This is a genomic window from Rhizobium sp. 05N49 (assembly GCF_056396805.1).
Genome location: NZ_JBFTME010000003.1, coordinates 263586 through 283318, shown reverse-complemented (window position 1 = coordinate 283318; position 19733 = coordinate 263586). Strand labels below are relative to the sequence as shown.

Below are 19733 nucleotides of genomic sequence, written 5' to 3'. Positions count from 1 at the left end.
CGTCTGATATGGTTCCGTCATGAATGAAACCTTGACCAAGACAAGAACGACTGAGCTTGATGATCCTTCCATGGATAGCGTGCCGCGCATCGGCCGCACCATGACACGCATGCGCATGATGACGGGCCGCCGGCTGATTGGCCGGCTGGCGATTCAGAGCGTGGCGCCCGATCTGGAGCTCTCGCATCTCGATGTGCTCGATGCCGTGAGGCGGGCTCAGGCAAACGGCGAAGCAACCGTTGGTGCCATTGCCGAGACGCTGCGCATCGATCCATCGCGGGCGAGCCGGGTCGTGTCGGACATGGTCGGCCGCAACGTCCTGCGCCGCGAGGCCTCACAGGCGGATGCACGACGGATCGTCGTCGTCATGACGCCGGTCGGGCAGAATTTGCTGGCAGAAATCCAGGCTCAGAAACTCGCCTTCGTTTCCGAAGTCGTGCGGGACTGGCCACAGGAAGAAATCGACAGCTTCTCGCGGCTGTTCGAGAAATTCATCGGCGGCTACGAGACGATATTCCTTTCCCGCGACAAGGATACGCCGGGCTGAAGAAAATAGTCCGGGCGTTTGATCTCGCTCAAGCTGACCCGTCCGAGGCAAGCCTAAGTCTCTCCCCGTTCGACGAGATCAGGAGAGATTCACATGAAACATCATCAGCTTCGGCTGCGGGGTATTTTCGCCACCATCGTTTTCGTGTCCTTCGGGCATGCGGCGCTTTCCGCCGATCTGGCGCCTCCATCGGCCGCTGTACAAAGCGCATGGCAGATACGCCTGCGTGCGCTCGGCGTGATCACGCGCGACAATGGTTCGGTCGATGGCATTTCCGGATCCGGTCTGTCCTATTCGGACACAGTGGTTCCGGAAGTGGATATCTCCTATTTCTTCACCGACAATATTTCGGCGGAGCTCATTCTCGGCACGACCTATGCCAATGTGCAAGGCGAAGGCTCGATTGCCGGCCTCGGAGAAATCGGCAAGGCGTGGCTTTTGCCGCCAACGCTGACGCTTCAATATCATTTTACCGATTTCGGTGCCTTCCAGCCCTATCTCGGTGCCGGTGTGAACTATACGGTCTTCTACAACCAGTCCGGCAAGAGCGCCGACAGGCTCGACGTGAAGAACACGTTCGGCGTGGCGCTGCAGGCGGGCTTCGACTACATGTTCGATGAACACTGGGGGGCGAACCTGGACGTGAAGAAGATTTTCCTACGCCCGGATTTCGATGCGACAGTCGGCGGCGCCGATGTCAGCGGCAAGGCAAAACTCGATCCCTGGCTGATTGGCGCCGGTGTAACCTACCGCTTCTAAACTGAAGGCGCCGGATTCGCGCCGCCTCTTCCCCTTCACCCCCCGTTTGCGCTATGGGCAATGCCCATGAGCCAATCCACCTTCACCATCCTGCTCGGCGGGGCACTCAGCCTGACGGATCGTCTGCGTGACGCCGTGCGGGACAGCCGCTTCATCGCGGCTGACGGCGGCATGCGCCACGCAGCGGCGTTGGGGGTGGTGCCAGAATTATGGGTTGGCGATTTCGATTCCACACCGCCGGATCTCGACGGTGCATTTCCTGACGTGCCGCGCCAGCCCTATCCGGCCGCAAAGGCCGCGACTGACGGTGAAATCGCCGTCTCCGCGGCGATCGATCGTGGCGCCAAACGCCTGATCCTTGCCGGCGCCCTGGGTGGCGAACGCTCCGACCATGCGCTTCAACATTTGCTATACGGCGTCGAACTGGCCCAGGAGGGCTTTGACGTCCTGCTCACGTCGGGCAGTGAGGAGGCAGTGCCTTTGCTTCCCGGCTCGCTGGAGATCGATCTTCCCCAAGGCAGCCTGTTTTCCGTGCCAGGTTTCAGCGAATTGAAGGGCCTATTCATAGAGAATGCCCGCTATCCGCTCGCGGACTTCCATTTGCCCTTCGGCTCGTCGCGCACCATTTCCAACGTGGCGGAGGGCCCTGTGCGCTTTTCGCTCGCCAGCGGCAGGGCCATCGTGCTCGCGCGGCCTTATGATCTTTCCGGAGTCTGATACTTGGCGCCCCCCATTCTGAAACTTGACGACATCTTCCTAAGCTTCGGCGGGACACCGCTCTTGGCAGGCGCCGCCCTGCAGGTGGAAGCCGGCGACAAAATCTGCCTTGTCGGCCGCAACGGCTCGGGCAAATCGACGCTTTTGAAGATCGCTGCCGGCCTCGTCGATGCCCAGTCGGGCGACGTTTTCCGCCATCCGGCGTCGACGGTGCGCTACCTGGAGCAGGCGCCGGATTTCGCCGGTTTCCAGACTGTGCAGGCCTATGCCGAGGCTGGGCTTGGACCGGGCGACGATCCCTATCGCGTTACTTACCTGCTATCGCATCTCGGACTGACCGGAGAAGAGGACCCGAATAACCTTTCCGGCGGTGAGGCGCGCCGCGCGGCCCTCGCTCGCGTGCTGGCGCCGGAGCCCGATATCCTGCTGCTTGACGAGCCGACCAACCACCTCGACCTGCCGACCATCGAATGGCTGGAAGGCGAGCTGCAGAAGACGCGCAGTGCGCTGGTCCTGATATCGCATGACCGTCGCTTCCTCGAAAAAGTCTCGACGGCGACAGTTTGGCTGGATCGCGGCACATCGCGGCGGCTCGACAAGGGCTTTGCGTTTTTCGAAGCCTGGCGCGATCAGGTGCTGGAGGCGGAAGAGCTGGAACAGCACAAGCTCGGCAAGGCGATCGAACGTGAGGAGCACTGGCTGCGCTACGGCGTAACCGCGCGGCGCAAGCGCAATATGCGCCGCCTCGGCGAATTGCAGACGATGCGCGCGCAATATCGCGGTCACAAAGGGCCGCAGGGAACGGTCCAGGCGAGTGCTTCCGACGCGCAGGAATCAGGCAAGTTGGTCATCGAAGCGGACAAGATCACCAAGAGTTACGATGACAGGCCGATCGTCACGCCATTTTCGATCCGCGTGCATCGTGGCGATTGCATCGGTCTCGTCGGGCCGAACGGCGCCGGCAAGACGACGCTCCTGAAGATGCTGACGGGACAGCTTTCGCCTGACAGCGGCACGGTGAAACTCGGCACCAATCTCGAAATCGCCACCCTCGACCAGAAGCGCGAGGATCTGAATCCTGACGATACGCTTGCCAATTACCTGACGGACGGGCGCGGCGAGAATCTGCTGGTCAATGGCGAGCAGCGGCATGTGACCGGCTATATGAAGGAATTCCTGTTCCAGCCGGAGCAGGCGCGCACGCCGATCAAGAACCTCTCCGGCGGCGAGCGCGCCCGGCTGATGCTGGCGCGCATCCTGTCACGACCGGCAAACCTGCTCATTCTCGACGAACCGACCAACGACCTCGACATTGAGACGCTGGATCTGCTGCAGGAGATCGTCACGGGCTTTGTCGGCACCGTCATCCTCGTCAGCCACGATCGCGATTTCCTCGACCGCACGGTGACCTCGACGATTGCACCTGCCAATCCGGAAGCACCGGATGGGCGCTGGATCGAATATGCCGGCGGTTATTCCGACATGCTGGCACAGCGCAAGGGTGCGGCCGAGGAGCGTAGGCGGGCCGAGAAAGCGGCGGAAAAGCCGAAGGCGCAGGAGGCTGCGGCTGCCGCTCCTTCGGCTTCAAAGGGCAAGCTCTCCTATAAGCAGAAATTCGCGCTCGAAAACCTGCCGAAGGAAATGGCCAAGGCGGAAGCGGAGATTGGCAAGCGGGAGGAGAGGATGGCTGATCCGAACCTCTTCACCAAGGATCCGGCGGCCTTCAATCGGCTGGCTGCCGAGATGGAGAAGCTGCGCGAAAGTCTGGTCAAGATGGAAGAGGAATGGCTGGAACTCGAAATGTTGCGCGAGGAACTGGAAGGCTGATCCGAAAAAATTCTTCCGTTTGTCGGATCGGGTGGTTTTCGTCCGTCCTTGAGCAGAACGTGATCAACGGCATGGCGCCGTTACACCAAAGGGAGATTTTTCATGCGCATGATTTTCGTGAACCTGCCGGTCAAGGATCTCGTCAAGTCGAAGGAATTCTTCTCGGCGCTCGGCTTTTCCTACAATCCGAATTTTACCACTGACGATGCCGCCTGCATGATCGTCGAGGAAAATATCTATGTGATGCTGCTGACCCACGCCCACTTCCAGCAGTTCATCGAAGGCGATATCGCCGATACGTCGAAGGGTAAGGAAGTCCTAACCTGCCTTTCGGCCGGCAGTCGCGGCGAAGTGGATGACTACTTGAAAAAGGCATTAGCGGCCGGCGGCAAGCCCTGGAAGCCGATCCTCGATATGGGGCCAATGTATGGATGCAGCTTCCAAGACCCCGACGGCCATGTCTGGGAAATCATGTATATGGATATGTCCGCGGCCGGCTGAGGCGGTCTCTGCGGACTCGGGCAACGATCGGTTTGCCGGGGTCCGCTCCCTCACTTTTCCTTGATTCGCACGTGTCGCGACACGCGGCATACACTGCTTTCCGGCAGCCGGGGATTGTGCCGATCAATGGCGATAAGGAAGAGTCACATGTCTCGCAAATCCTATACCAGAATAATCATGGCGCTTGCAGCCAGCAGCTTCCTCGTGCTTGGCCTTTCGCAGGCGGCGAGTGCGCAGGAAAGCCAGCGCTTGCGCGTGCGGGGCACGATCGAGAGCCTCAACGGCGATACGCTTGTCGTCAAGACCCGCGAAGGCAGCGATGCGACGGTTGCGCTCAAATCGGGCTGGAAAGTCGCCGGTATCAAAAATGCATCGGTCGACGACATCAAGGTCGGCGATTTCGTCGGAGTTGCCTCGCTGCCGAAAGGCACCGGTCCCGATGGTGCCATCGAAGTACTGATCTTCCCCGCGTCGATGAAAGGCACCGGAGAAGGCAACCGTCCGTGGGATCTGCAGCCGAATAGCTCGATGACGAATGCGACCGTCAGCAACGCGGTGAAGGCCGTCGATGGACATACGATCACGCTGACTTATCAGGGCAAGGAAAAGACCGTCTCGATTGCCGACGGCACGCCGATCGTCACCTTTGCTCCGGCGACGAAAGCTGATCTGAAGCCGGGTGCCGGTGTCATCGTCATGGCGGAAAAGGCAGCCGACGGCGCCATCTCGGCTTCGCAGGTCACCGTCGGCGTGAATGGTGTGACGCCGCCAATGTGAGCTCGTCCGGAGCTCCCGGACACCAAACGCCGCACATTTTGCAGGAATTTTGCTAGAGCGCCGGGGCAGGAGCTGCCGCGGCGCTCGATCCGGCAGCAGTTGCCGCTGATTGCTCCTCCGGTTTGGAAGGCAATGCCTGCAGGTGCAGCGTGCGCGGATGCAGTGCCTCCATATAGGTTTCTGAACGGCCGATATAGATCATGCTGGTCTCCGGCATGGTGGTGAGCAGCCTGGTCATCGTGTGCTGCCATTCGGGCTCCATGCCTTCGAGCACTTCGTCGAAAACGACCCAGCGCGGCTTCACCAGCAGCAGGCGGGCAAAAGCGATTGCCTTCTGCTCATCGGCATCGAGAAGCTTGTCCCAGCGTGCGCGGCTATCAAGGCGGGCTACAAGCGAATGCAAGCCCGCAGCCTCAAGCGCGGCTTCGATGGCCGTCCTATCAAAGGCCTCGGGTTTTCCCGGGAAAGCGATTGCCTCGCGCAGCGTGCCGCCCGGTACATAGGCAACCTGGGGGATGAACAGAATGTCGTCAATCGGGGGCAGGCCGATCGTGCCCTTGCCGCAGGGCCAAAGGCCTGCCATGGCCTGGAAGAGCAGGCGGCGGTTCACGCTGTGATCGCCGTTGATCATGACCTTTTCCCCGGCCTTGATCACCACGTCCGTCTCACGCAAGCGGAAGCCGCCGCAATCATCGATCTCCTCGCCAAGCTTGGCGACGATGACGATATCCTTCAGAGTCAACGTATCAGGTGCGGTTTTCTCATAGACGATGGAATCCTTCAAATCGAAGCCATCATCCATCTCCTGAAGCGCCTGGCGGAAGTCGGTGACACGCATCAATGTCGCGCGCCATTCGGCGATCGGGCCGAAATTCGCTACATACCAGCGCAACGCGGTATTGACCTGGTTGAACGCGCCGACCGACATCATCAGCTGCCCGAAGGTCAGGCCGCCGGAAAAATAAGCGGGCGCGGCGACGATGATCGGAATGACGATGACCAGCCAGCCATAGCCTGCCGAAACCCAGGTCAGGTTGGTATTGGCCATGGCGAGCCGCTTGATGACCGCGAGAACGTTGCTGATATCGTTGTTGATCCGCTTGCGCTCGTTCTCTTCGCCGCGCGCTACTGTGATCGCCGGCATGTTTTCGTTGGCATGCATCAGCGCAAAGCGCAGCTCGGCTTCCTTGGAAAACCGGTCGGCATTGAGCTTGACGAGCTTGCGGCCGACGACCTGGCTCAATACCGAGGCCGATGCAGCATAAAAGATTGCCGCCCAGACCATATAGCCGGGGATGGTGAAGTTGTAGCCGCTGATCCGGAAGATGAAGCCGCTCGAAAGCTCCCACAACACGCCGATGAAGCTGACGAGCAGAATGGTCGACTGCAGGAGGCCAAGGGCGAGGTTGGTCGTGCTTTCAGCGAGATTGCGAGAATCTTCGTGCAGGCGCTGGTCGGGATTAACGCCGAGGATGCCGATGGTGGAGAGTTTGAGGGCACGCTTGCGCTCCAGCCACTGATCGACGAGATCTCGCGAAAGACCTTCGCGCATGTAAAGGGCCGTCATCTGGTTCAGCCATGCCTGCAGCACGTTGAGCAGCAGCAGCGCACCGGCAATCATCGCGAAGACTTCGAGCTGGCGGAAAAACTCGCCAAGATCACGACGCTCGAGGGAATCGTAGAAAGGGGCGTTCCATTCGTTGAGGATCACCTGTCCATAGGCGGTCGCCAGGATGATGACCACCAGCAGGATCGCAAGCGCGACGACCTTGCCGCGGACCTGCGAATTCCAGAATGCGGAGAACATTACTCCGAGCCGATATGTCAGGCTGAGATCGTATCCCACCCGGTCCTGATTCTGGATGCCCTTCCCCCCTTTGACGTCAGTTTTCATTATTTTTTCCAAAATCGCCCATCACACCATTAATACCATGGGGGCGTTACTGGTCCATCAACAGATTCCACCACCCATAAAGAAAGCGTGATGGATTGGACAGTTGTTCTTATTGACAGTTGATTCGCGGGCGCACTGGCGTTAATTATGATGTCTCGTGGTGATTTGGCCGGCCGGCTTGCAGCCACGTTAAATAAGTCGCTAAAGGGCCGCGTGCGGACCGGTAGCGATTCTTTCGCCGCCGGTTTTTTATTTTGATCGAGTTGACCGCAATGCCCATCAAGATCCCCGATACGTTGCCAGCCTTCGAAACCCTCGTCAACGAGGGCGTGAGGGTGATGACCGAAACGGTGGCGATCCGTCAGGATATCCGCCCGCTGCAGATCGGGCTGCTCAACCTCATGCCGAACAAGATCAAGACAGAAGTGCAGATGGCGCGCCTCGTCGGCGCTTCGCCGCTGCAGGTGGAATTCTCGCTGATCCGCGTCGGCAACCACAAGGCCAAGAATACGTCTGAAGAACATCTGCTCGCCTTCTACCAGACCTGGGAGGAAGTGAAGCACCGCAAGTTTGACGGCTTCATCATCACGGGCGCGCCAATCGAGACGCTGCCTTACGAGGACGTTACCTATTGGAAGGAAATGCAGCAGATTTTCGACTGGACGCAGACAAATGTCCACTCGACCATGAATGTCTGCTGGGGCGCGATGGCGGGGATCTATCATTTCCACGGCGTGCCGAAGTATGAACTGAAGGAAAAGGCCTTCGGCGTTTACCGCCACCGCAATCTCAAGCCGTCTTCCGTTTATCTCAACGGTTTCTCCGACAATTTCGAGGTTCCGGTGTCGCGCTGGACCGAGGTGCGCCGGGCCGACATCGAGAAGATCGACGGCCTCGAGATCCTGATGGAATCGAGTGAGATGGGTGTCTGTCTCGTGCACGAGCCGAAGGGTCGCCGGCTTTATATTTTCAATCACGTCGAGTATGATTCCACGTCTCTCTCGGACGAATATTTCCGCGACGTGAATGCCGGCGTGCCGATCAAAATGCCGCACAACTATTTCCCGCATAACGATCCGGCGATCGCGCCGCAGAACCGCTGGCGCAGCCATGCGCATCTGCTTTTCGGCAACTGGATCAACGAGATCTACCAGACGACATCCTACGATATCGAAGAGATCGGCTCGGACATCTGAGCGTCACCAGTCAGGTTTAGAAATGACGCCGTCGCATTTCTGCGGCGGCGTTTTGTTTTCCGGCCCTGCCCGGTTGCGGTTTGCGGCGAATGGGGGCRGGTTCCGGTTCCTGAATCCTAGGGATGGAGTGAGCGTCGATCATGGCGGACAAATTGGAACGGGAAGTTTTCGGACAGACGAAGGACGGAGAGACCGTCCATCGTGTCGTCATCCGCGGCGGCGGACTGACGGTCAAGGTATTGAGCTGGGGCGCGGTCATCCAGGATGCGCGGCTGGAGGGTCATGACGCACCGCTCGTGCTCGGCTTCGAGGATTTCGAAGGCTATCTTGCTCATTCGCCCTTCTTCGGCGCGACGCCGGGACGCTGTGCAAACCGTATCGGCGACGGAAAGTTTTCGCTCGACGGCAAGAACTACCAGCTCGAACTGAACGAGAAGGGCGTTACGCATCTTCACGGCGGCAGCAACAATATCGGTACACTTGTCTGGACGATCGTCGAGCACGAGAGCGACCGTGTCGTGCTGAAGATCGTCGATCCTGATGGTCGCGCCGGTTATCCCGGCAACTGCACGATCCAGGCGACCTATCGCGTGCATGGCAACGGCGAGCTTTCTGTCAACTACGAGACGGTGACGGATAAGCCGACGATCGCCAATGTCTGCCAGCACTCCTATTTCAATCTCGACGGCCGGGACGATGCACTGGCGCATGACATCATGATCGCCGCCGACCACTACCTGCCGACCAACGAGAAGCAGATACCGACCGGCGAGATCCGCTCCGTCGAGGGCACCGCGTTCGACTTCCGGGTGATGGCGCCGATGAAGCGTTTCGACGGTCAGGAGCAGGCGCTCTATGACCATAATTTCTGCTTCTCGCGCGAGCGCACGGCCAAGCGCTCGGTCGTGCTTGCCCGCAGCCTGCACTCCGGCGTCTCGCTGGAGGTGCGCACGACCGAGCCGGGCGTACAGTTCTATGCCGGTTTCAAACTCGGTGTGCCGGTGCCTGGTCTTGGCGGCCGCAAATATGGTCCTTTCGCCGGCTTTTGCCTCGAGACGCAGATCTGGCCTGACGCCATCAACCATGCGGGCTTTCCGAACGCGGTTCTGCGTCCCGGTGAGGTGCTGCGGCAGGAAACGGACTACATCTTCACGAAGAGCTGAGCTCAGCCTTCCGGCCTAGATCAATGAAACCCTCGCGGTGTCTCGCGAGGGTTTTTCTTTTTCGGCGGAATGAATCTGCTTGCCGATTGGTTCTAAATAGGTTCTATTGTGTGTCCATGGATAGAACCAGTCTGATAGCGGAACTGAATGGCCGTGGGCTGCGCGACGAGGCGGCGACTGGACCGCTTTACAAGCGGCTGGCACAGGCGCTCACCGGTCTCATCCAGGAAGGTCTGCTGAAACCCGGAACAGCGCTGCCCGGCGAACGCGACCTGGCGGAAGCCCTGAAGCTTGGCCGGGTGACGGTTCGGACAGCCTATCGCGACCTCATGACATCGGGCGCGCTGGAATCGCGCCATGGCAGCGGCACTTTCGTTTCCAGCAGGGTGGAGCGCATGGAGCAGTCGTTGTGGCGGCTTTCCTCCTTCTCCGCGGACATGCGCTCGCGCGGGCGCTCGCCGGCGGCGAAGATCCTGTCGCGCACCATCAACAATCCCTCCCCGGAAGAATCCTTCCTGCTTGGTCTCGGTGTGGATGAGCCGGTTTTGCGGCTCGATCGCCTTCGTCTGGCCGACGGGCTGCCGCTTGCGATCGAACGCGCCGTCGTGCCGGTCAAATTTCTCGCCGAGGATGCCGGCGGCGAAGGCTCGCTCTATGATGCGCTTGCCCAGAGCGGCCACAAGCCGGTGCGCGCCATGCAGCGCCTGACCGCCGTCACGCTCGATCCTTCATCGGCGGCTATTCTTGCCGTGAAGGCCGGTGCGCCGGCGCTTCTGATCGAACGCGTTTCACGCCTGGAAGACCAGCGTGTCGTCGAATACACCCGCTCGCACTATCGTGGCGACGCCTATGACTTCGTTGCCGAATTGAGAATTGGAGATGACCTATGAGTGAGAACCAGTCGCTGATGCTGCAGGAAGCGGGCCAGTCGCCCGAGGTGGTCGCCACCCTGCTCGAAAAGGAAAAGCCGGCCTTCGCCGAAATCGCCCGGCTGTTCTCGTCCGCTCGCCCGAGCGTCGTGACGACGGCGGCGCGCGGTTCTTCCGACCATGCCGCGACCTTCTTCAAATATCTGTTCGAGATTACTTGCGGCGTGCCGGTCGCCTCGATCGGCCCGTCTATCGCCTCTGTTTATAACGCGCCCCTGCATCTGAAGGGCGGCATCCATTTCACCGTCTCACAGTCGGGCGCGAGCCCTGACATCGTGGCGCTGCAGGATGCGGCCAAGAAGGGCGGCGCAACGACGATTGCCGTGGTCAACGTCACGGACAGCCCCCTTGCGAACCAGGCCGATATCGTGCTCGGCCTCAATGCCGGCGCCGAAAAGAGCGTTGCAGCGACCAAGTCCTTCATTGCATCTGTCGCAGCCCTCACCGGCGTGACGGCTGCGATCGGCAGCAAGGCCGATCTGCAGGCGGCGCTCGAAAAACTGCCGGCCGCACTCGCTGCGACATCGGGCATCGATACGGCTGCTGCCGAGGACGTTCTGTTCAACGCCGCCTCGCTCTATACCGGCGGCCGCGGCACGGCTTTCGCCGTTGCTCTCGAAGCTGCGCTGAAGGCCAAGGAGACAGCCGGCCTTCATGCCGAAGCCTTCTCTCTTGCGGAACTGATGCACGGGCCGATGCGCCTGGTGCAGCCGGGCTTCCCGATCGTCGGCTTCGTGCCTGAAGATGCGGCCTTCGACAACAACGTGAAGGCCCTCGATCGGCTGCAGAAGCTCGGCGCTACCACCGTGCCCTTCTCGACGAAGCCTCTTGCCGGCGTTAATCTGCAGGTTCCGACGACCGGCAACGGTCTCGTTGATCCCCTGGTTTCGCTGCTCGTCTATTACCGTCTGATCGAGTCCGTCACGCGTCGCAAGGGTTTCGACCCCGACAAGCCGGCAAACCTGCTCAAGGTGACGGAGACCGTCTGATGCCCCACAAGATCTTCACCGGCGCTCGTATCTTCGATGGCGAACGCTTCCATGACGAGCGGGCGCTGATCGTCAAGGACGGACGCGTCGAGGCGATCGTCGGCCTGAATGATCTGCCCGAGGGCGATGTCGTGACATTGGCAGGCGGCGTGCTATCTGCCGGTTTCATCGATGCGCAAGTCAATGGCGGCGGCGGCCGTATGCTGAACGACGAGCCGTCGCCGAACTCGATGTACATGATTGCCGACGGACATCGGCCGTATGGAACGACGGCGCTGTTGCCGACGCTGATTACCGATACGGCAGAAGCGACGGCTGCCGCGATCGCGGCGGCAAAGGTAGCGGTGAAGACGAACCGGGGCGTTGCCGGCCTGCATCTCGAAGGTCCGCATCTGGCGCCGGCGCGCAAGGGTGCGCATCTCGCCGAGCTGATGCGTCCGGTCGAAGACAGGGATGTCAAATCCTTCATCGCCGCGCGCGAGGAAATCGGCACGCTGCTCGTCACCATGGCCGCGGAGCAGGTGACGGTTTCCCAGGTGCGCGAACTCAGCGAAGCCGGGGTCATCGTCAGCATCGGCCATTCCGACAGCACGAGTGAGGCAGCCGAAGCGCGTTTCGATGCGGGCGCACGTGGTGTCACGCATCTTTTCAACGCCATGAGCCAGCTGGCGCACCGCGCGCCGGGTCTTGTTGGTGCCGCGATCGATCATCCGTCCGTCTGGTGCGGCATCATTGCCGATGGACATCACGTCGATCCGAAGGCGTTGCGAACGGCACTGCGTGCCAAGCGCGGCGAAGGCAAGCTTTTCTTTGTGACTGATGCCATGTCGCTGGTCGGTTCCGAGATGGATACGTTCACGCTGAACGGCCGTACCGTGCGGCGCGAAAGGGGCGGTTTCTGCTCCAAACTCGTGCTGTCGGACGGCACGCTGGCGGGTTCGGATGTCGATATGGCTTCGACGATCCGTTACGGCGTCACCTATCTGGAGCTGACGCTTGCCGAAGCACTGAGGATGGCGACGCTGTATCCGGCGCGTTTCCTGAAGCTTGCCGATCGTGGTCAGCTCTCGCCGGGCGCGCGCGCCGATCTCGTGCATTTCACCGATGCGATAGAAGTGACGGCAACCTGGCTCAACGGCGAAATGGCGTGAAGGAGAGTGGCCGATGACTGACATTACGGACGCCTATTTCACCAATCTCATCGGCCGGCTTGAGGAGCTGAAGCGGGCGCTTGCCGCGCCGATGGCGCAGGCTGCCGCTGTAATCTTTGAGGCGGCCCGTGGCGACAAGCGCGTCTATGTCTTCGGCACCGGCCATTCGCATATGCTGGCGGAAGAGGTGCATTATCGGGCTGGCGGGCTCGCCTTCACGGTGCCGGTTCTCGTCGGCTCGGCCATGCTGCATGAGGGGGCGGTCATCAGCTCGGTCTATGAGCGCACGCAGGGCCTGGTGCGGCCGATGCTGGAGCGCTACGGCATGCAGCCGGGCGATGTCATCATCATCGCCTCCAATTCGGGTGTGAATGCCGCGCCGATCGAGGCGGCCGACTATGCGCGCGAGATCGGCGCAAAGGTGATAGCCATTACCTCGATCGCCTATTCGACGGCGATTGCCAATGGGCGCCGGCGGCTTGCCGATGTGGCCGACGTGGTTCTGGATAACGGGCTGCCGCCGGGTGACGCCGTCCTCGATCTCGAAGGCACGGGTCTTCGTGTCGGTCCGGTGTCTACGGCGGTCGGGGTGACGGTCATCAACGCCATCTTCGCAGATGTTGCTTCGCAGCTTTCGAAATCCGGTGACGCGCCCGTCTATCTCAGCGCCAATATGCCGGGTGCCGCTGAGATCAATCAGAAGCTGGTGAAGAAGTACCGGCCGCGTAATCCTCATCTCTGAGCAAAGAGGCCGGCATGTTGCTGGCCTATTTGCTGTCTCGCCATCGGGCAAAAATGAAAACGGCCCGAAGCGGTTGCCTCAGGCCGTTTTAAACTCTGAAAACTGATGCAATCAGTCCTTGGCGCGTTCGACGTAGGAATTGTCTTCCGTCGCGATGACGACGCGGGTGCCGGCATCGATATGCGGCGGGACCGAGGTGCGGATGCCGTTCGAAAGCATGGCCGGCTTGTAGGAAGAAGAGGCCGTCTGGCCCTTGACGACCGGTTCGGTCTCGACGATCTCAAGCGTGACGTGACGCGGCAGTTCCAGCGCCAGCGGATTGCCTTCGTGGATCGACAGGATGCAGGTCATGCCCTCCTGGAGGTAAGCCTTCTGGTCGCCCATGGTTTCGGCGCTGACGACGACCTGGTCGTAGGTGGCCGGGTTCATGAAGTGGAAGCCTTCGCCATCTTCGTAGAGGTACTGGAAATTGACGTCTTCCACGAAGGCGCGCTCGACCTGTTCGGTCGTACGCCAGCGTTCGGAAACCTTCACGCCGTCGACGATGCGACGCATGTCGACCTGGGTGACCGGCGTGCCCTTGCCCGGGTGGAAATTCTGAGCCGTGAGAACGACGTAGAGCTTGCCGTCGACATCGAGAACGTTGCCCTTGCGGACCGAAGAGGCGATGACCTTGACCATAAGACTTCCTTGTAAGTCGGCTTTCGGCGTCGTAGAGGACAGTCAGAATAGTCCTGAAGACGCAAAATGTTTTTTCTTCGGGGCGGCACTAACCTAAAATCGCGGAAATAGCCACCCCATCCCCGCCGAATCCGGCAAGGAAGCGTTGTATGAACCTCACGAGCGCCAAGGCGTCTCCCTGGTGGACACCATCAGTGCATGCCGATCGCCGTCCGTTCCTTATCGGGCGCAACGCGATCCAGTCAGCGCTGCGGGGTTATTTTGCTCGTGAGGACTTCATCGAGGTCGATACGGCGACGCTGCAGGTGTCTCCCGGCAATGAGGCGCATCTGCATGCCTTTGCAACGCAGGCGTTGACGACGGACGGACAGGCTGCGCCCTTTTACCTACACACATCGCCGGAATTTGCCTGCAAGAAGCTTCTTGCCGCCGGTGAAGAACGCATTGCCTGCTTTGCGCATGTCTACCGCAACCGCGAGCGCGGGCCGCTGCACCATCCTGAGTTCACTATGCTCGAATGGTATCGGGCGGGTGAAAGCTATGAGAGCCTGATGATGGATTGCGTGCGCATGCTTGCGCTCGCTGCCGAGACGGTCAAGACCGCAATGCTTGCCTATCGCGGGACCGAGTGCGATCCCTTCGCCGGGCCGGAGCGTATCAGCGTCGCAGAAGCGTTCGCCCGCCATGCCGGCATCGATCTTCTGGCTTCTGTATCTGCTGACGGCTCGACCGATCGCGCGCATCTTGCCGCCGAAATGCGGCGGATCGGCATGCGCGTTGCCGATGACGATCATTGGGCCGATCTTTTCAGCCGGGTACTGGTGGAAAAGGTTGAGCCGCATCTCGGCTTCGGCCGCGTCACCATTCTCGACGAATATCCTGTTTCGGAAGCGGCTCTCGCGCGACCTTCGGCAGGCGATCCGCGCGTGGCGGAGCGCTTCGAGCTCTATGCTTGCGGCGTCGAGCTTGCCAACGGCTTCGGGGAACTGACCAATGCCGCCGAACAGCGGCGGCGTTTCGAGATCGAGATGAGCGAGAAGATGCGCGTCTATGGCGAGACCTATCCGCTCGACGAGGATTTTCTGGCTGCGCTGGCGATCATGCCGGAAGCGAGCGGCATCGCGCTCGGCTTCGACCGGCTTGTGATGCTGGCGACGGGAGCGTCGCGGATCGATCAGGTGCTCTGGGCGCCTGTTGCGGAGTATGGCCGATGAACGTCTTGCGGCCGATCAAGAGTGTCGACGATCTCGTCAGGTCAGGCCTGATCGAGGACGCTGAGCGACTGGCGCTCGATGAGGTTGCTGCCCGCTATGCCATTGCGCTGACGCCTGCCATGGCAAGATTGATCGATCATGCCGATCCGGCCGACCCGATTGCCCGGCAGTTCGTACCCGACGCCGCGGAACTGGTGACCACGCCGGAGGAACGGGCCGATCCTATCGGCGACCATGCGCATAGCCCGGTGGAAGGCATCGTGCATCGCTATCCGGACCGCGTGCTGTTGAAAGCCGTGCATGTCTGCCCGGTCTATTGCCGCTTCTGCTTCCGGCGCGAGATGGTGGGGCCGCAGGGGCTCGGCACTCTCGAGCCGGCGGCATTGGCTGCCGCCTTCGACTATATTCGCGGCCACAGCGAGATCTGGGAGGTGATCCTGACCGGTGGCGATCCGCTGGTGCTTTCACCACGTCGTCTCGGCGACATTCTAAGCGAGCTTGCGGCAATCCAGCATGTAAAAATCGTGCGTTTCCACACGCGGGTGCCGGTTGTCGACCCGCAGAAGATCAATGGGGCGCTGATCGCCGCACTGAAGGCGAGCGGCAAGACAGTTTATGTCGCGCTGCACGCCAACCATCCGCGCGAGCTGACTGCGGAAGCGCGCGCCGCCTGTGCCCGTCTTGTGGATGCCGGCATCGTCATGGTCAGCCAGTCGGTGCTTCTGAAAGGCGTCAACGATGATCCCGATGTTCTGGCGGAACTGATGCGAGCCTTCGTCGAGGCGCGGGTGAAGCCCTATTACCTGCACCATCCGGATCTTGCGCCCGGCACCAGTCATTTCCGCCTGTCGATAGAGGAGGGGCAGAAAATCGTCTCCTCGCTTCGCGGTCGTATCTCCGGTCTTTGCCAGCCCACCTATATTCTCGATATTCCCGGCGGCTACGGCAAGGCCGTGATCGGCGAAAGCGCCGTGCAGGCAACCGGCGAGGGTTGCTATTCGATTTCGGACTATCGTGGCAACGAGCATCCCTATCCGCCCGCAGATTGACGTAGCAGCGGGCTCCTGGCGTACCATTTCTGCACTTCGCACGGCTTGAGCGACTTGCTGCCCGATTTCTCGGGCTATATCAAACTATTGATAGAAATGAAGTATTAGGCCCCAACTAAGCATAATCCGTAAAATGCAAAGTATGAGTCTTAGTCATATTTAACTAATTATATTAGCGGAATGTTCTGTTTTCCGCACTAAAAGCACTCCCATGAAAAGGCGATGCATGCCGGCTCAGGATCATGAAAATCTGGAGTGAATGGGATGAACAAGACAGTCCGCGACCTCGTAGCCAAGTTCGGTAAGCTTCCTGTGCCCGTTGATCAGGTTGCCGACGATGCGGATCTCTACGCCGCGGGTCTGACGTCCTTTGCTTCCGTGCAACTCATGCTCGGCATCGAAGAGGCCTTCGACATCGAGTTTCCCGATAATCTCCTGAACCGCAAGTCCTTCGCGAGCATCTCGGCGATCGTCAAGACGGTCGATCTCATCCAGGATAGCCGAAAGGTCGCCTGATGAATTTCCCGGTCAAGATCACGGAAGACAGCCTGGTCGCAAGGGCTGCCCGCGTCGCCGAAATTGCGGCAAGACATGCGGATGCCGTCGATTTCGAAGGCCGGTTCCCGCAGGAAGCCGTCAACGCGATGAAGGCCGAGCGGCTGCTCGGTATCCAGATCCCCCGCCATCTTGGCGGCGAGGCTGCTTCCACGACCGATATTGCCGAATTGTGCTCGATGCTCGGCCAGGCCTGCGCGGCAAGCGCGATGGTCTTCGCCATGCACCATATCAAGCTTTCGAGCCTCGTCGAACACGGCGTCGACAGCGAGTGGCATAGCGCCTTCATGCGCCGTATCGCCGCCGAACAGCTTCTGATCGCTTCCGCCACCACCGAAGGGGGGATCGGCGGCAACCTGCGCAACAGCATCTGCGCGATCGAAATCGACGGCGATATCTGCAGGCTGCAAAAGGACGCGACCGTCATTTCCTATGGCTCGCATGCCGACGCTATTCTCATCACTTCACGCAGCCATCCGCAGGCCGCCTCTTCCGATCAGGTCCTGACCGCCTTCCTGAAAGATCAGTACACGCTCGAAAAGACGCATGCCTGGAACACGCTCGGCATGCGCGGTACCTGCTCCGACGGCTTCCTGTTCAAGGGCGAAGCACCGGCTAAACAGATCCTGCCCAAACCCTTTGCTGAGATTGCTGCCCAGTCGATGCTTGCCTCTTCGCATCTGCTCTGGAGCGGCGTGTGGTATGGTATCGCGGTTGACGCCGTTTCCCGCGCGCAGGCTTTCGTGCGCGCTGCTGCCCGCAAGTCTCCCGATGCTACCCCGCCCGGCGCGCTTCGCCTCGCTGAGGTTTCCAACCTCCTGCAGATGGTGAAGTCGAATGTGGTTGCCGGCCTCAAGGCCTATGAGGACGCCAAGGCTGACGGCGACAAGCTTTCCTCGATGGGCTTTGCCGTGGCGATGAACAACGTCAAGATCGCCTCCTCGGAAACGATCCTGGAGATCGTCAATCATGCCATGCTGATATGCGGCATCATGGGCTACAAGAACGGTACGCCCTTCAGCCTCGGGCGCCATCTGCGCGATGCGCATTCGGCGCAGCTCATGATCTCGAACGACCGCATCCTCGGCAATACGTCGAGCATGCTCCTTGTCCATAAGCAGGACACTAGCCTACTGGGGTAAAGCCATGGATATGCAGACTTCGTTTCTGGACCGGCTCTTCGAGTCCGGCCTGCTGATCGATACCGGCGTTGACGGTCTTTATGGCCGCAGCGGCCAGTTCGAAGACGTCATCGCCGCTTTCGAACGGCTGATCGACAGGTTCGGTGGCGCCGATGGCGCCGAAGCGATGCGTTTCCCGCCCGGCATGAACCGTGCGCTCTTCGAAAAGAGCGGCTACATGAAGAGCTTCCCGCAGCTTGGCGGCACGGTGCACAGCTTCTGCGGCAGCGAACTCGACCATATGAGCCTGCTGCAATGCATGGAAGTCGGCGAGGACTGGACCAAGGATCAGAAGGCAACCGATATCGTTCTGACGCCGGCCGCCTGCTACCCGCTTTATCCGACAGTTGCCAAGCGCGGCAACCTGCCGGCCAAGGGTGGCCTCTTCGATCTCCAGTCCTACTGCTTCCGCCACGAACCCTCGAAGGATCCGGCCCGCCAGCAGCTTTTCCGCATGCGCGAATATGTCTGCATGGGCACAGAGCAGCATGTGACCGATTTCCGTCAGAGCTGGATGGACCGCGGCGTCGAAATGATGAAGCAGGTCGGCCTCGATGTGACGATCGATGTTGCCAACGACCCGTTCTTCGGCCGCGCCGGCAAGATGATGGTCAACAACCAGCGCGACCAGAACTTGAAGTTCGAGCTGCTGATCCCGATCACCTCGTCGGCAAACCCGACCGCGTGCATGAGCTTCAACTACCATCAGGACTCTTTCGGTGTGAAATGGGGCCTGAACCTCGAAGATGGCAGCGTGGCTCACACGGCTTGCGTCGGCTTCGGCCTCGAGCGCATCGCGCTCGCGCTCTTCCATCACCACGGCCTCGACGTCAAGGAATGGCCGGCCAGCGTACGGAAAGTCCTGTGGGGCTGAGCGGTTCCATGACCTCGGTTTTTGCGGGTATCGATCCCGATACCTACAAGCCGCATGCGCTGCATTCCGGCGAGCGCATGTGGCCGGAGACCAATTGTTATATCGATCTCTGGATCGAGGTGCTCTCGACTTTCGGCGTCGTACCCGAAGCGATGCTCGGCTTTACGCTGACGCAGGATTTCGAGGGCGACCAGTTCACCTTCTTCAAGGTACCGCTGGAGGATCTCGAAGCGCTCTATGGCATCCGCACCACCGAACTTGCGATCTATGACCGCGTGGAGCGGCATGCCGAAGTGCAGATCGCCCGCGGGCGGCTCTGCCTGATCGAGATGGATTCCTTCTATATGCCGGATACGCGGGGCACCGCCTACCGGCAGGAGCACGGCAAGACCACGGTTGCGATCAACCGGCTGGACTTTGCCGGCAAGCGCGTCGACTATTTCCACAATGCCGGTTATTTCCGTATCGAGGGCGAGGATTTCGACGGGCTGTTCCAGTCGCATCTGACAGCTGAGGATGCGCCATTCCTGCCCTATACGGAATTCGCCAAGTTTCCGGAGCAGCCAGTAGGTGAAACGCATCTGCGTGAGGTTTCTCGCCGACTCCTTCACTTCCATTTCGCCCGCCGCCCGGGTGCCAATCCAATCCGCGCCTTTGCAGAAGTCTTCCCGCTGCAGGTTGAAGCGGTGGCTGATCGGCCCTTCGGCTTCTTCCACAAATATGCCTTCAACACGCTCAGACAGGTGGGGGCGAATTTCGAATTAGCGGCCGATCATCTGACCTGGCTTTCGGCCGGCGAGTTCGGGGTCGCGATCGAGGAGGCACGCCGCATCTCGGAGGTGGCGAAGTCTGTTCAGTTCCAGCTGGCGCGTGCTGTCACCCGCCGCAAGTTCGAGCCGTTGAAAGCGGCCCTTGATCCGGCTGCCGATGCATGGGATTCGATGATGGCATCGCTCGCGGAGCGGGCCTGAAGCCGGAGATCTGACC

At 60.4% G+C, this 19733-nt stretch carries 20 protein-coding genes and 1 riboswitch; of the genes, 18 read left to right on the top strand and 2 right to left on the bottom strand.

Annotated elements, in window-relative coordinates; translation table 11 throughout:
- Positions 1-19 precede the first annotated feature (19 nt).
- The 6 genes from AC1DF8_RS08645 (at position 20) to AC1DF8_RS08620 (ending at position 5128) form a co-directional block, all read left to right on the top strand.
- Positions 20-547 carry a MarR family winged helix-turn-helix transcriptional regulator gene (locus tag AC1DF8_RS08645; protein ID WP_112544834.1) on the top strand — a complete coding sequence of 176 codons (528 nt, stop codon included), beginning with the start codon at positions 20-22 and terminating at the stop codon, positions 545-547.
- A gap of 93 nt (positions 548-640) precedes the next feature.
- A complete protein-coding gene (locus AC1DF8_RS08640) occupies positions 641-1306 on the top strand; it encodes an OmpW/AlkL family protein (protein ID WP_477995746.1) in 666 nt (221 codons plus the stop codon).
- 60 nt (positions 1307-1366) lie between these two features.
- Positions 1367-2023 (top strand): thiamine diphosphokinase, encoded by a 657-nt coding sequence (locus AC1DF8_RS08635; protein WP_246715627.1) that lies wholly within the window; start codon positions 1367-1369, stop codon positions 2021-2023.
- A 3-nt stretch (positions 2024-2026) separates the two neighbouring features.
- Positions 2027-3850 (top strand): ABC-F family ATP-binding cassette domain-containing protein, encoded by a 1824-nt coding sequence (locus AC1DF8_RS08630; RefSeq protein ID WP_477995745.1) that lies wholly within the window; start codon positions 2027-2029, stop codon positions 3848-3850.
- Between the two features lie 102 nt (positions 3851-3952).
- Positions 3953-4351 (top strand): VOC family protein, encoded by a 399-nt coding sequence (locus AC1DF8_RS08625; protein WP_112544830.1) that lies wholly within the window; start codon positions 3953-3955, stop codon positions 4349-4351.
- Between the two features lie 147 nt (positions 4352-4498).
- On the top strand, positions 4499-5128 hold the full coding sequence (locus tag AC1DF8_RS08620; RefSeq protein WP_183889032.1) for a hypothetical protein: 630 nt from the start codon (positions 4499-4501) through the stop codon (positions 5126-5128).
- A 52-nt stretch (positions 5129-5180) separates the two neighbouring features.
- Here AC1DF8_RS08620 and AC1DF8_RS08615 read toward each other — a convergent pair whose 3' ends face one another.
- Positions 5181-7022, bottom strand: coding sequence for an ABC transporter ATP-binding protein/permease (locus tag AC1DF8_RS08615; protein WP_112544828.1), 1842 nt, complete (start codon positions 7020-7022; stop codon positions 5181-5183).
- A 147-nt stretch (positions 7023-7169) separates the two neighbouring features.
- A riboswitch (SAM riboswitch) is annotated at positions 7170-7247 on the top strand.
- A gap of 47 nt (positions 7248-7294) precedes the next feature.
- On the opposite strand from AC1DF8_RS08615, the gene metA reads away from it, so the two are divergent.
- The 6 genes from metA (at position 7295) to AC1DF8_RS08585 (ending at position 13192) form a co-directional block, all read left to right on the top strand.
- Positions 7295-8218: a homoserine O-acetyltransferase MetA gene (metA, locus tag AC1DF8_RS08610; RefSeq protein ID WP_112544827.1), complete on the top strand. Its 924-nt coding sequence runs from the start codon at positions 7295-7297 to the stop codon at positions 8216-8218.
- 140 nt (positions 8219-8358) lie between these two features.
- Positions 8359-9381: an aldose epimerase family protein gene (locus AC1DF8_RS08605; protein ID WP_112544826.1), complete on the top strand. Its 1023-nt coding sequence runs from the start codon at positions 8359-8361 to the stop codon at positions 9379-9381.
- Positions 9382-9497: 116 nt separating this feature from the next.
- On the top strand, positions 9498-10271 hold the full coding sequence (locus AC1DF8_RS08600) for a GntR family transcriptional regulator (protein ID WP_477995743.1): 774 nt from the start codon (positions 9498-9500) through the stop codon (positions 10269-10271).
- Complete coding sequence (locus AC1DF8_RS08595) at positions 10268-11299, top strand: SIS domain-containing protein (RefSeq protein WP_477995742.1); 1032 nt, start codon at positions 10268-10270, stop codon at positions 11297-11299. Before AC1DF8_RS08600 ends, AC1DF8_RS08595 begins: the two co-directional genes overlap by 4 nt.
- Positions 11299-12450 carry an N-acetylglucosamine-6-phosphate deacetylase gene (gene nagA, locus AC1DF8_RS08590; RefSeq protein WP_477995741.1) on the top strand — a complete coding sequence of 384 codons (1152 nt, stop codon included), beginning with the start codon at positions 11299-11301 and terminating at the stop codon, positions 12448-12450. Before AC1DF8_RS08595 ends, nagA begins: the two co-directional genes overlap by 1 nt.
- A gap of 13 nt (positions 12451-12463) precedes the next feature.
- Positions 12464-13192: an SIS domain-containing protein gene (locus AC1DF8_RS08585; RefSeq protein WP_113206121.1), complete on the top strand. Its 729-nt coding sequence runs from the start codon at positions 12464-12466 to the stop codon at positions 13190-13192.
- A gap of 111 nt (positions 13193-13303) precedes the next feature.
- Here AC1DF8_RS08585 and efp read toward each other — a convergent pair whose 3' ends face one another.
- Positions 13304-13873 (bottom strand): elongation factor P, encoded by a 570-nt coding sequence (efp, locus tag AC1DF8_RS08580; protein WP_112544821.1) that lies wholly within the window; start codon positions 13871-13873, stop codon positions 13304-13306.
- Positions 13874-14022: 149 nt separating this feature from the next.
- Here efp and epmA point away from each other — a divergent pair, with 149 nt between their 5' ends.
- From epmA to AC1DF8_RS08550, 6 genes are all read left to right on the top strand, one after another.
- Positions 14023-15087 carry an EF-P lysine aminoacylase EpmA gene (gene epmA / locus AC1DF8_RS08575; protein WP_183849613.1) on the top strand — a complete coding sequence of 355 codons (1065 nt, stop codon included), beginning with the start codon at positions 14023-14025 and terminating at the stop codon, positions 15085-15087.
- The gene (locus tag AC1DF8_RS08570; protein ID WP_113115455.1) at positions 15084-16136 is read left to right on the top strand and encodes a lysine-2,3-aminomutase-like protein; all 1053 of its coding nucleotides are present in this window, start codon (positions 15084-15086) and stop codon (positions 16134-16136) included. Before epmA ends, AC1DF8_RS08570 begins: the two co-directional genes overlap by 4 nt.
- 264 nt (positions 16137-16400) lie before the next feature.
- A complete protein-coding gene (locus AC1DF8_RS08565; RefSeq protein WP_112544818.1) occupies positions 16401-16652 on the top strand; it encodes an acyl carrier protein in 252 nt (83 codons plus the stop codon).
- Complete coding sequence (locus tag AC1DF8_RS08560; RefSeq protein WP_113206123.1) at positions 16652-17833, top strand: acyl-CoA dehydrogenase family protein; 1182 nt, start codon at positions 16652-16654, stop codon at positions 17831-17833. Before AC1DF8_RS08565 ends, AC1DF8_RS08560 begins: the two co-directional genes overlap by 1 nt.
- 4 nt (positions 17834-17837) lie before the next feature.
- Positions 17838-18746, top strand: coding sequence for an amino acid--[acyl-carrier-protein] ligase (locus tag AC1DF8_RS08555; RefSeq protein ID WP_477995738.1), 909 nt, complete (start codon positions 17838-17840; stop codon positions 18744-18746).
- Between the two features lie 8 nt (positions 18747-18754).
- On the top strand, positions 18755-19717 hold the full coding sequence (locus AC1DF8_RS08550; RefSeq protein WP_477995736.1) for a DUF1839 family protein: 963 nt from the start codon (positions 18755-18757) through the stop codon (positions 19715-19717).
- Positions 19718-19733: the final 16 nt, after the last annotated feature.